We start from the raw sequence: 12,398 nt of genomic DNA on the forward strand, positions 1-12,398 counted from the left end.
GATGCGTCGGTTCTGGCTTGGGAAAGATGAGCCGTCAGTTTCCAAGATTTTCCCTGCAGAGTCAGACTTGGAAAGATATTTCGGCGTTGCTGGGCAAGTTGCCGGCAAGGCGGAAACGGTTGGTCGGTTTTGTCCTTCTTGCGTCGTTTTTTCAGGGCATCCTTGATCTTCTTCTGATTGCATTTTTGGCCCGATTTGTTGGCCTGTTCTCAGGTGCAAAGCTTGCAGATCGCTTGCCAGGAATTTGGGTTTTTGGTGGCGGAATTTTAGATCAAACTGGCTGGCTTTTGGCCTTATTGATTGCTTCATTCTGGCTTACATCTTTCGTGCGTTTTCTTGTGTCTTTGATGCAAAGTCTCCTGAGTGCGGAGATATGGAATGACCTCGTCAATCAGGTGTACCAAAATGTTCTTCAGCAGCAATATGAATTTTTTATTGAAAACCGTACGGCCAATCTCTCCGAAAAATTCAATCGAATTCTCAATAGTGTTTCAACCAAGGTTGTGATTCCTTTGATTGCGATTGCCGGCAATGCTTTGTCGGTCACGTCTCTATTGGTTGGTGTTGTTTTTGTCCTTGGCTATCAGGCCTTGGCCATCTTCTTGCTGATGTTGATTGCCTACGCAGTGGCTTCGGTGCTTATTACTCCTTATTTAAGGTTGGCGACCAAGCAGCGTGTTCGTTACGGCAGACGTATCAATCTTTTGCTGATGGAGTCGTTGCGATCCATACGTGATGTTCATCTGTATTCGGCTGATAAATATTTTGTGACTCGCTTTTCTTCGGATGGAGTCATTGCAAAAAGGTACGACCGACTGACGCGCTTACTGCCTGATGTTCCGCGCTTTTTGATCGAGCCTGCTGGTGTTTCGATTCTTTTCTTGGTCGGTTTGGCCCCAGCTGTTTTGAATGGGGATTCCAGTGATGTGCGTAATGCGATTCCCGATTTGTTCGCAATCATGTTCACGTTGTTGAAGATTTCTGGGCCACTGCAGAACACATTCCGTAGTCTTAATCGTTTGCGTGGTGGCCTCCCTGAAATAAAAGATGCGCTGGACTTGTTGGATCTGAAGCCTGAGAGACTTCTTTTGTCTTCTCCTGGTGTGCCAACCCCAGAAGGGTTAATGCCCCGCCGGCTGATTCAGTTGAAGGATGTCAGTTTTTTGTATCGGCGCAGCGAAAAATTAATTGTTGATGCAGTCAATCTCTCGATTCCGATTGGCTCCCGTTTTGCCTTGGTTGGGCGCACGGGAAGCGGAAAAACCACAATTGCCCATCTGTTGCTGGGTTTGCTCCAGCCATCATCGGGTCAGCTCATGTTGGACGGCATTCCTGTGAGTGCGCAAGACTTGCCTGCTTGGCAGGCCAATTGCGCCTTGGTGCCTCAAGATATTCGTCTTTTTGATGGAAGTATTCGCGACAACGTGGCGTTTGGATTGGACAATGATTCGATCGACGATGAGGATATTTGGGCTGCGTTGAAGACGGCTCAGTTTGATGATGTTGTGGCTCAAATGCCCTATGGCCTTTACACCATGATTGGAGAAAATGGCGTCAAGTTGTCTGGGGGGCAACGTCAGCGTCTCGCGCTGGCACGAGCCTTTTATCGTGGTGCCAAGGTTCTTGTCTTGGATGAAGCGACAAGTGCTCTTGACAACAGAACAGAGCATGATCTTCTTCAGGCCTTGGATCTGGTGGGGCGTCGCTGCACAACCATCGTGATCGCCCATCGGCTGTCAACAGTCAAAAAGTGCGACCGAATTGTCGAGATTGAAAATGGCAAGATCCACGCTCAGGGCGATTTTGTCTCTCTCTGCGAGAATTCGGAAACGTTCAGGGATATGTATCGCATTGAAAACACTTGATGGCAGATATCGTTCTGCTATCCACCGCTGACTGGGATCATCCCCTGTGGACGAACAAGCAGCACGTTGCTTGTGCACTCGCCGCTGAAGGTGAGCGAGTTTTGTACGTTGAATCACTTGGTCTTCGCTCGGTTCAAACCAAAACCCAGGATTTCAGAAGGATCCTACGGAGGCTGTTTCTTGGGCTGCGTTTCCTGCGGGCGGTGCGACCGGGGATCTGGGTGTTGTCTCCCTTGGTTGTGCCCGGTGGATCCCGTGGGATTGCGCTACGCCTCAACCGCTTGATGGTTCGTTTCAGCGTGTCACTGGCTTGTTGGTTGTTGCGCTTCCGTTCCCCTTGGCTTTGGACCTACAACCCGCTGACGTTGCTCTATTTGCCGTTGAAAGGGTTCGAACTGTCGATCTATCACGCGGTTGATGCGGTTCAGGAGCAGCCCTGTATGCCCAAGAGTTTGATTGAATCTGAAGAAGCCCGCTTATGTCGCTCCGTCGACCAGGTGTTCACAACGTCGCCGTATCTCGCTGAACGGCTGACAACCTATACAGAACGAATCTGTTACGAGCCCAATGTTGCTGACCGGGATCATTTTTCCGCCTCACTTGAACTTCGTGATGACCCCACGTTCGTCTTTCCGCCCGAGTTGGTAGGAATTCCAGAGCCCAAAATTGGTTTCGTTGGTGCGATCAGCAGCTACAAACTTGATTTTGCGCTGATTCGTGCAGTCGCCCTTCGTCGCCCTGAGTGGCAATTCGTTTTCATCGGGCCACGGTCAGAGGGTGAGCCCAGCACGGATCTCTCGCAGTTGTGTGGTCTCAGCAATGTGCATTGGCTTGGCCCGAAGCCCTACAGCCAACTCCCACAGTTTTTGGCTGCCTTTCAGTGCGCCTGGTTGCCATTGCAGTGCAATCCCTACACCCGCGCGATGTTTCCGATGAAATTTTTTGAGTATCTCTTCGCTGGGTTGCCTGTGGTCTCCACGCGGATTCATGCCCTTCATGCCTTTGAGGCCATTTGTTGCCTCTGCCCACCGGATCCGTTGGAGTTCAGCGAGCAGCTCCAACGTGTTTTGGCAGGAGAGGGTCCACGTCTCGATGAGCGATTGAGCGGAATTGAGGGTTACACCTATCAAAGTCGAACCCGTCGCATGCTGAAGCTGCTGCGTTCTCAAGGGGAATGCGTTGGATGAAGGAGCAGCTCTCGCTCCAGCTGGTTGCTGTCAAGAGATGGCTTAAACGCGTTGCTCCGCCGATTTTTGCGTTGCTGAAATCTTTCAACCAGCGGCGTGAACAGCTTTGGACCAGTCCGTTGGCGTATGTCTGTCGAAACAGCCGCCTGGGTCACGCGTTAGGCGTTGCTGTGTTTCGGCTCACGCAAGGGAGGCTGACGTCAGCTTCAACGAGCTATCTCATGTTCGATGGCAGCCTTCGCCTTCATCAGTATCAACAGGCTTCTTGGATTGCTGATGCGGCGTGGCGCCGGTGGCCGAATGCGATTGATGTTGTCTCGATGCAGTGCACCCTGGCGTTAAGGGCTGGTGCATTGCCTGAGGCCTTTGCTCTGATGGAGCGATCCCTGATTGCGTCGGACTATCGAGCTGTGGATCGGGTTCTTTTTCGCACCGGATCTCGCCCCCGTGATCTCCACCAAAGCGATGAGGTTTTTCGTTGGCTTTCGCATCGTGCCGACCTTGACCTCACCCGGCGCTCCTATGCGCTCGTCGCTGAGGCTTATCTGATTCTTCGCCTAGAGAATTCGGCGCGCGCTCAGGAGTTGGTAGCCGCTTTGGAGGGCATGGCAGAGAAGCTGCGCAGCGACGATGCAACGACCTGTTGTCCGCAGTCCAATCGGCAGAATCTTGGGAAGCTGTATGTGTCGATCAGCAGTGCTCTCTATCACCTCGCTCTTCTTCAGGGGGACATGCCTTTGCTGGCGCGGTGTTGGCAACGCTTGGCTGAATTCAGTCGTGCGATCGACAGGGATCAGATGAATGCTGATGCGTTGTTCCGCATGTCCAGCAACCTCGGGCGCGGTCTTGCCCTTGGCTTTCTGCTCGACCCGCGTGAATACGGAAAGGTACGCAGTGATGCGTTGACCTTGTTGAACGCTTGGACGACCGCCAACGCTGCAGGGCTCGCCCCGAGGCGACGGGTCAGGGGAAGGACGCCTCAGGAAAACCATCTCCTGTTCCTTGAGGCTTTGCAGCAGAGTTGTGTGGAGCTTCACCGGGCGGGTGGTTCCGTTACCCCGCAGGCGTGCCGTCAGTGGGCGCGTCTGCTGAATCACTCCTCTGAAGGAAGTCTGAACGACACGATCGCGGCGCTGGTGCAGAGGCAACTCACCGAGCCCGAGCCATGACGGCTGCAGCACATCCGCGCAGGTCGGCACTTCTTTTCATTGATTCGCTCAAAATCGGTGGTGCAGAGCGCGTCACCCTTCAATGGGCCGAATGGCTGTCGAAGGGAGGTTGGAGCGTCACGTTGTTGACCTCAAAGTCCGCCAGCCACGACTTCTATCCCGTCCCCGCTGGTCTTCGCCGCGTGCAGGAGCCTGCCCTGCCAGGTTTGATGAATCGTGCCTTGTTTTGGCCGTTGAAGCTCTTGCGCTTGCGCAAGTTGCTTCAGCGAGAACAGCCAGCTCTTTTGATCGGGATGACGACGCTGCCATCGATCAAGTTGGCGCTGGCATCGATCGGTCTGTCGTCGCGTCTGGTGCTTTCAGAGCGCAATTACCCTCCGGCTCGGCCGCTGGCTTGGCGTTGGCGCCTGTTGCGTCGTTTGGCCTATCCCAGAGCTCATTTGCATTTGGTGCAAACGCAGGGCATTGCTCAGTGGCTCCATCAACGCGGCTTGGCCCGCCGCACAGCGGTTTTGGCCAACGCGATTGTTTGGCCGATACCGCGTCTGGCTCCCTGGCTGAATCCGGAGCGTTCCGTTCCGCCGGGCCAGAAGGTGATCCTGGCGGTTGGAACCAAGCTCCATCAGAAAGGCTTTGATCGCTTGGTGGCCGCGTTCGCTCGCTTGCAGGCTGACTTCCCCGATTGGTCGCTGGTGATTCTTGGCATCGACGACGCTCCATATCGCGGCGTCAATCAGGCGGCCCGGTTGCGCCAGCTCATGGGCACTGAGTCCTCACGTTTGATCCTTCCGGGGAACGTCGGCAATGTTGGGGATTGGTACAAGGCCAGTGCCTTGTTTGTTCTCTCATCTCGTTTTGAGGGGTATCCCAATGTCTTGCTCGAGGCGATGGCCTCCGGTCTTCCTTGTCTGGCGGTGGACTGTCCCACCGGCCCTTCGGACCTGATTGATCCAGGATTGAACGGTTGGCTTGTGTCCGAGCAAGTCGCCTCAACCGACATGGAACAACCCTTGCGCCAGGCCTTGGAGGACACAGCTGCGCGCGTGGCCTTTGCGTCCAAGGCTCAAGCGGTCCGCCAGCGCAATGCACCTGAGAGCTTGCGACCTGTGTTTCTCGATTTGATGGGGTCTCTTTGATGCAACAGCCTCTGCTGGCGAATTCAGGTCGTGATGATCTGTGGCTGGTGCTGCCGCATCTCGGAGCGGGGGGCGCTCAAAAAGTTGCCTTGATAGCCGCCCGCCATTTCGCTGCTCAGGGTTTGAAGGTGAAGCTGGTCACGCTCATCCCAGGGCATCCTGTGGCCCATGCCCTTCCTGACGGCATTCCTCTGCTTGAACTGGGGGCACCGACCCATCGTTCCTGGTGGGCTCGCGCTGGTCGTTTCACCCTGGCGCAGCTCGACAAGCTGATCCGCTGGTTGTTTCAACTGCAGCTGCGCTGGTTCGAACGCTGGTTCCAAGCCCGTGTCTGTCCAGGGGGTCGGGGCCTTGCCATGCAGCTTTTTCGTGTGGGATCAGAGGCGACGGCTGGTTTTCGTCTCCGGCAGCTGCGCCGGCAGTTCCGCAGTCAGCTGCCCCATCGGGTCCTGGCCCTGCTCACCCGCACCAACATCACGTGCTGTTGTGCTGCCTGGGACCTTCCGATCCACCTCGTGGTGTCAGAGCGCAACGATCCCTCGCTTCAGCTGCTCCCGGAGGTGTGGCAGCGCTTGCGCCCCTTTGCCTATCGCCGCGCCGATGTGGTGACAGCCAACACAGCCGGTGTTCTTTCGGCTCTGGAATCCATGGGGCCCTGGGAGCGGCTGGCCCTGCTGCCCAATCCTTTGCCGGGTGCCCCCAGGGTTGGGGCACGTGGAGATCAGGCGAGCGCCGTTGGCTTTATCAGTGTTGCCAGGTTGGTGCCGCAGAAGGGACTGGACGTGTTGATCAATGCCTTGCCAAGGCTGAGCGGAGCCGCAACGGAATGGCCCGTCACCTTGGTGGGTGATGGGCCGGAGCGCGAGATGTTGCAGCAGCAGGCGCAGGATCTCGGGGTCTCGGGTCGGTTGCGATGCATGGGGTTCCGCCCCGATCCGGAGCGGTTCCTGGCGGAGGCTGCCGTGTTCGTGTTGCCCTCCCGTTTTGAAGGCATGCCCAATGCACTCCTGGAGGCTATGGCTGCCGGTCTGGCGGTGATCGTGACGGATGCTTCCCCTGGCCCCTTGGAGGTGGTTGAGCCGGGTGTGAGCGGTTTGGTCGTGCCAAGTGATGATCCGATTGCTCTCGCCGCCGCGATGGTGAAGCTGGCCTCGGATCCAGTGCGCTGTCGGCGGATGGGTGCGGCGGCCAGGGAACGCATCGCTTCGTTGGATTGGCCCCAGTTGGAACCGCTTTGGCGGTCGATCCTGGCGTTGTCATGACCGCTCGTGTTCTGGTGTTGGCGCCGACTCGGCGCGCGAGGACGGAAACCTTCGTGCGCGCGAATCTGGCCCGCTTGCCGTTTGCAGTGGAGGCTTGTTTCGGGGATGAGATTCCTTGCCGCGAGCCCCTTAAAGCGCTCTATGGGCTGGCGGTACTGATCAGCAAGGTCTGCACCCGGTTGGGCTGGCTGCGACTGGCCACGCTGCCCACTTCCATCGTGGCTGTGCTTTTGGTGCGACGCCACCGGCCGGATGTGGTGATGGTGGAGTTCGGCTTTCATGCCGTACGGGTGATGGAGCTGGCTCGCACGGGAGTCCCCCTGGCGGTTCACTTCCGCGGTGCCGATGCCTCAGCTGAGCGCTATCTGAAGCGTCTCGAGAAGCGCTATCGCCGTTTGTTTCAGCTCACCTCTGCTGTGATCGTCAAGAACCAAATCATGAGGAGCCGTTTGATCGCCCTTGGCGCTCAGCCGGCACAGCTCGTGATCAGTCCATCCGGTGCCGATGAGCAGCGGTTTCAGGGGGCCACTCCTGCCTCCATGCCACCGCGGTTTCTGGCGGTCGGCCGCTTTGTATCCAAAAAAGGTCCGATGGACACCCTGGAAGCCTTTGCCCTCTTGCGCGGCCTGACTGACCAGGCCGATTCGTGCCGCCTGGTGATGGTGGGTGATGGACCGTTGCTTCCTGTCGTGCAGGAACGGGTGCGCCAGCTCGGCCTTGAGCAGCTGGTTCAGTTCCCTGGCGTGCTTCCACCCGATGCGGTGGTGGAGGAGATGCGGCGCGCGCGGGCGTTTGTGCAGCATTCCCGCACAGCTGAGGATGGTGATGAGGAGGGATGCCCGGTCTCCGTGATGGAAGCTCAACTTTGTGGCCTGCCCGTTGTGGCAACCCGCCATGGTGGGATTCCTGACGTGGTTGTGGATCAGCAGACCGGTCGGCTGGTGGAGGAAGGCGATCGCCTGGCCATGGCGGAGGCCATGGCCTTGCTGGTGGATCGCCCGGATCTCGCGGCTGCTTGGGGTGCTGCGGGGCACCGTCGGGCTCAGGCTCAATTCACCGTGGCGCATCACGTGGATCAGATCACAATGCTCCTCAACGATTTGATGGGCCACAGCCGATGAGCAGCAAGCGATTGAAGTTGCTGCTGATCCGTGGCCTCGGCCACAGCGGCACGACGATGCTGGATTTGGCCCTGGGGGCGCATCCGCAGATCATTGGCCTGGGTGAGGCGGCGCGAATTCTGGCGACGCCACAGCCTGGTGACGAACATCGCGGGCCCAGTCAACTACGCGGTGCCCATCGGTTTGAGCGGCGTTGCACCTGTGGTGCCATTGCGGCGGAGTGCCCACTCTGGGGACCTCAGCTCGAGTGGCTGCGCCTGCATGACCAAACGTCGATGCAGGAGAAAGTGCAGCGGCTGCTGACGGGTTCACCCCACGCCGGTGAGGCGGTGTGGCATGTGGACTCGTATCAGGACGATCTGGAGATGACGCGGCTGCCCGAGGCGATGTTTGACATCCGGATCATTCATCTCGTGCGTGATGTGCGCTCCTGGGTTCATTCCCGGGCCCAGGCCGGTCGTAAGGCAGGCCAACGCTTGCCGGCAGCGCGTCAGCTGGCGCGCTGGTGGCGTGTCAATGCCAAGTTTGAAAGGGCTTTTCGCCAGTCTCCATACCCGGTTTTTCGTCTGGGTTATGAGGAATTTGCGCTTCAGCCCCAGCGCAGTTTGCAGTTGCTCTGCGCCTGGTTGTCGATCGATTTCCAGGAGACGATGCTGGCTCCTGGTCTCAACAGCAGCAGCCACATCCTCGCGGGGAACCGGGTGCGTTTCGACGCGGATCGCAGCCGAACGATTGCTTACGACGGTGTCTGGTTGGGGGCGCAAGAACCAACGGCTGCGCATCTCGGCTTGCTCCTGCCTGGCGTTGCCCGGATGAACCGCCGCCTGGTCTATTCCAACAATTTGCTTTGCCGCTGATGGTCTCAGCCCCCCCGCCAGGTCATGGCGGTGGCCCAGTGCTGCTCAACTGCTAAATCCGGACAGCGTTCCTGCACAGCCGTCACCAAAGGGGCGAAGTGCTGGCCCAGGCGCTGCAATAGCTCCGGCGGAACCGAGGTGGTGGCTTGGCTGGCGTTCACCCGTTGGCTCAAATCGGGGATCTGCTCTGGGATGCCGAGATACCGGCATAAATCCTGATGTGCTGCTGGCGTGAACAGGGTTTCGTACAAGCCGATGAAGACCTCCGATTCAGCGAGTCCGCCCCGCAGTGCATCGAGGGTGGCGGGGTAATCGTTCCGAGGAGATTCACGCTTGAGCAGCTTGATGCTGGCCTTATCCAGGTGCTCGATTTCATGCGCGGGTGTGAGCAAGCCACGCTTGCGCAGTTGCATGCGTTGCTGCGACAAAAACCGTTCCACTGGGTCGCGCATGATGAACACCGCCCGCATTTGCACGCCGCGTTGCGCGAAGGCCTGCTGGATGCGCTGATAGCTCTCCGCTTTCAACCCGGCATAGGAGGGGGTGATGTCTCCTGTCAGGCGGATCTGGGGTGGCTTGAGCAGTGATGCGAAGTAGTCGAAGTAGCGCTCGGGACGTTCGATGAACCGTGCCCGACGCCAGGTGCGCCACTTCAGCGGTGTGGGGTGCTTGGGCCGGAAGCAGGCAAAGCGTTCCAGCTCGAGAGCATCGAAAACGTGGTACTCCTTAAGAAAGCCGAAATCGGCGTCGCCTCGACGTTGCAGTTGATCGTGCAGCCAGGAGGTTCCTGCTTTCTGGGCACCAACGCCGAGCAAGAAGGTTGCGTCAGAGGCCAAGACGTTCTGCCGATACAACGTGCATCAGTTGATGTTCAGGGTTGGCATGCCCTTCACCAGATCGTCGATGGCTTTGACCTGAGAGAGAAACGGTTCCAGCTGATCGAGAGGTAAGGCGCTGGGACCATCGCAACGGGCCTGCGCCGGGTCTGGGTGAGCTTCCAGGAACAAGCCAGCCAGACCAACCGCCATGCCTGAACGGGCCAGGTCCACCACCTGGGTGCGGCGTCCTCCTGAGGCAGCACCACCTGGATCCCTGCACTGCAATGCATGGGTGACATCAAAGATCAGCGGCAGGTCATCGCAGGTTCGCTTCATCACGCCGAACCCCAGCATGTCCACCACGAGGTTGTCGTAACCGAAGTTGCTTCCTCGCTCGCACAGCAGCAGCTTCTCGTTCCCGCATTCGTGGAATTTGTCCACGATGTTGCGCATCTGTTCTGGGCTGAGGAACTGTGGCTTCTTGATGTTGATCACCGCACCGGTTTCCGCCATGGCGCGGACCAGATCGGTCTGCCTGGCCAGGAAGGCCGGAAGCTGGATGATGTCCGCGACCTTGGCGGCGGCTACGGCTTCCTCCGGACTGTGCACATCGGTGATCACCGGAATGCCATGGGTGTCCTTCACCGCCTGCAGGATTTGCAGCCCTTCCTCGAGGCCGGGGCCGCGGAAGGAATGAATGGAAGAGCGGTTGGCTTTGTCGTAAGAGGCCTTGAACACCAGCGGAATGTTCAGCCTCCCGCAGACGTCTTTGTAGTGGCCGGCGCAACGCAGGGCAAAGTCGAGATCCTCGAGAACGTTCACACCACCCAGCAGGGCGAAGGGGCGATCGTTCCCGAACGTGATGTCGCCCAACTTGATCTGATGCGCCACAGTTTCAAGCACGTCCTTTGATCGGGGAGCCTACCCGCCTTCAATCAATTCGCTTCAGGGCTCCTGGTCGCAAGCCAGCTGGGCTGGCTTACTCGCTCTGAATCTGCTCTCCGTTGATCAACGATGGCGAAAGATCCGTGCGTACTGACGGTTTGGATCCTCTTGATACAGCACGTCGTAGTTGGAGAGATCAATGCCGTATTTGGTTAGTTTCTTGCCCGTGTCGATGTCGACTAAATAATCTCCGGGCTGAGGTGTATAAAACTCCCCTTTTCCGATTCCGGCTTTGATGATGTAGCGCCTGGTGTCGATGTCGTAATACACAAGACGGTCGTAGGTGAGGGCTCTCATCTGGTCGGAATGTTTGAACCATCCTTTTGAGTAGATGAGGTTGACTGTTTCTCCATTCTCTTTGGCGCGTTTTGTGATGGCTCTGGCTTCGTTCAAGGTTGTACGCCATGAACGTTGTTTCCAGCTGATCAGTTGTGCGCGTTGTCGAAATGTGGCTGCTTGTCGATCTTCAATGTTTAATAGTAATAACGTGGTGCCGAGGGCCACGGCCTGAGCCTGGCGGCTGCTCATGCGCTGTTTCAGTTTCGGTGCCACACAGCTTTCCCAGATCATCAAGATGTCGAGAACGGCGACAAACTGAATGGGCAGGCTCATGTAGTTGCTGCCTTCCAGGCCTACCAAGGCGTACAAGGCAAATCCATAGGCCAGCGCCGCAAAGTTGAGTCCGTCGAGTGCGGTGACGTTTGTTTGTTTGCGGCCGATCAGCCACAGGCGTGATGCGATGAAGCCCAGGAAGACGATCAGGCGAATGTCGAGTGCCAGCACTGAAAAGCCCAGATGTGCGTCGTAGCGCGGCACATCAGCGGCAAGGCTGGGAAGCGCACTGAGAATCGCAAACGAAGCCAGAAAGAAGAGCGCCAGGCTGACAATTGCGATTTCCAGGGCATAAGCCTTTATCCATTGGGAGGGTTTGGTCGATTCCCATGTCGGCCGGCTCGGCATGGCTCCAAGGCTGCCCGCAGCGATCGTGGTGGCTGCAGGTATCACGGCCAGCAGCACTGCGGTGTCTTTGAAGAAAGGAATGAACAGTGCGAACAGCAATGCGAGTCGGCCGTTGGTCAGCCGGCCTGCGCTCAGGTAAACGCTGTAGTGATAGGCGTATAGCGCGAGTAAAAATGTGAGAAATCTTTCGCTGTAAATGAATTGAAAATAGTTGTAGGCGGATGCGCTGGTGAAGAGGAACAGCAATGTTCCCATCAGGATGAGTGAAGTGCTGGTTCGGTTTTTGTTGACCCGTTCAATCAGCTTGCAGCCAAGGATGATGGTGGCGATGAGTTCAAGAGCGCTCACCAGTGACCAGATCTTGATGTAGGGCGTCACCCAGCTGAGCGCATGAAGATCTTGATGGGAGAGTGGATAGAAGCGAAAATCGTTTCTCCCCATCGTTTCATTGATCAACTTTTCTCTGAGGCTGAAATTGTTCAGAAGCTGATCGCTGAAGATGTCGTCGTACCAGGTGAGAATCTCCTTGTAGAACCAGCTGCTTTCCTGCACCATCAGCACCACATAGATCGAGAGAACGATCGTGACGACTGGATGTTGTTTGACGAAATCTGTGACTGCTAATGGCCAGGATTTGTGTGGTCTTGGTTTCGTTTCCTGTGCGCTTGCGTTGACAATTGAACGAATCAGTAGTCCAGCGAGAACAGCCAAAACAGCGACAAATCCACCATGGGCAATGGCGTTGTATTGGCTCAGCAGAGACTCCTTTGTCGTTTCTGGAAGAGTGCTGAATCCGTTTGCGCCGTACTGAAGCCAGAGCGCCAGGACTGCGCTGACGATCAATGCCGTGCCAGACAGCGTTGACAGCCAGAAGCTCCAGCGTTGTTCAAAGACAGTTGTCGTCTTTCGCATTGCCTAGCGAATGTCTTTGTTGGGTATGGCCTTGACCAGCTCGACGACCTTGCTGTGGCGTCCGCCTGAAGTGGCTCCGCCGGGATCTCTGAACTGCAGAGCCTGGGGCAAGTCGAAGATCAGGGGAAGGCCATCGCAGCTGCGTTGGAGGCATCTAAGCACCACT

The 12,398-nt window shown here is 57.1% G+C and carries 11 protein-coding genes; 7 read left to right on the forward strand and 4 right to left on the reverse strand.

Annotated elements, in window-relative coordinates; all coding sequences use genetic code 11:
* The first annotated feature begins 26 nt into the window (after positions 1–26).
* From FZX13_RS07470 to FZX13_RS07500, 7 genes are all read left to right on the forward strand, one after another.
* Entirely contained in the window at positions 27–1,865 is a 1,839-nt protein-coding gene (locus FZX13_RS07470) for an ABC transporter ATP-binding protein (RefSeq protein ID WP_226408934.1), read from the forward strand.
* On the forward strand, positions 1,865–3,052 hold the full coding sequence (locus tag FZX13_RS07475; protein WP_226408936.1) for a glycosyltransferase: 1,188 nt from the start codon (positions 1,865–1,867) through the stop codon (positions 3,050–3,052). The genes FZX13_RS07470 and FZX13_RS07475 overlap by 1 nt, the downstream gene beginning before the upstream one ends.
* Before the next feature lie 221 nt (positions 3,053–3,273).
* On the forward strand, positions 3,274–4,221 hold the full coding sequence (locus FZX13_RS07480; RefSeq protein WP_226408938.1) for a hypothetical protein: 948 nt from the start codon (positions 3,274–3,276) through the stop codon (positions 4,219–4,221).
* The gene (locus FZX13_RS07485; RefSeq protein WP_226408940.1) at positions 4,218–5,357 is read left to right on the forward strand and encodes a glycosyltransferase; all 1,140 of its coding nucleotides are present in this window, start codon (positions 4,218–4,220) and stop codon (positions 5,355–5,357) included. The genes FZX13_RS07480 and FZX13_RS07485 overlap by 4 nt, the downstream gene beginning before the upstream one ends.
* Complete coding sequence (locus FZX13_RS07490; RefSeq protein WP_226408942.1) at positions 5,357–6,619, forward strand: glycosyltransferase; 1,263 nt, start codon at positions 5,357–5,359, stop codon at positions 6,617–6,619. Before FZX13_RS07485 ends, FZX13_RS07490 begins: the two co-directional genes overlap by 1 nt.
* Positions 6,616–7,740, forward strand: a complete 1,125-nt coding sequence (locus FZX13_RS07495; RefSeq protein ID WP_226408944.1) for a glycosyltransferase — start codon at positions 6,616–6,618, stop codon at positions 7,738–7,740. Before FZX13_RS07490 ends, FZX13_RS07495 begins: the two co-directional genes overlap by 4 nt.
* On the forward strand, positions 7,737–8,597 hold the full coding sequence (locus FZX13_RS07500) for a sulfotransferase (protein ID WP_226408946.1): 861 nt from the start codon (positions 7,737–7,739) through the stop codon (positions 8,595–8,597). Before FZX13_RS07495 ends, FZX13_RS07500 begins: the two co-directional genes overlap by 4 nt.
* Positions 8,598–8,602: 5 nt before the next feature.
* Here the strand turns inward: FZX13_RS07500 and FZX13_RS07505 are convergent, their stop codons facing one another.
* The 4 genes from FZX13_RS07505 to FZX13_RS07520 all read right to left on the reverse strand — a co-directional run bounded on the left by FZX13_RS07505 (position 8,603) and on the right by FZX13_RS07520 (position 12,394).
* On the reverse strand, positions 8,603–9,433 hold the full coding sequence (locus FZX13_RS07505; RefSeq protein ID WP_226408948.1) for a sulfotransferase family protein: 831 nt from the start codon (positions 9,431–9,433) through the stop codon (positions 8,603–8,605).
* 24 nt (positions 9,434–9,457) lie between these two features.
* The gene (gene kdsA, locus FZX13_RS07510) at positions 9,458–10,306 is read right to left on the reverse strand and encodes a 3-deoxy-8-phosphooctulonate synthase (protein WP_226408950.1); all 849 of its coding nucleotides are present in this window, start codon (positions 10,304–10,306) and stop codon (positions 9,458–9,460) included.
* 117 nt (positions 10,307–10,423) lie between these two features.
* Positions 10,424–12,031 carry a hypothetical protein gene (locus FZX13_RS07515; protein WP_226408952.1) on the reverse strand — a complete coding sequence of 536 codons (1,608 nt, stop codon included), beginning with the start codon at positions 12,029–12,031 and terminating at the stop codon, positions 10,424–10,426.
* A 204-nt stretch (positions 12,032–12,235) separates the two neighbouring features.
* Positions 12,236–12,394, reverse strand: a complete 159-nt coding sequence (locus FZX13_RS07520) for a hypothetical protein (protein ID WP_226408954.1) — start codon at positions 12,392–12,394, stop codon at positions 12,236–12,238.
* Between the last annotated feature and the right edge of the window lie 4 nt (positions 12,395–12,398).

This window comes from Synechococcus sp. MU1625 (assembly GCF_020514205.1).
Classification (GTDB): domain Bacteria; phylum Cyanobacteriota; class Cyanobacteriia; order PCC-6307; family Cyanobiaceae; genus Parasynechococcus.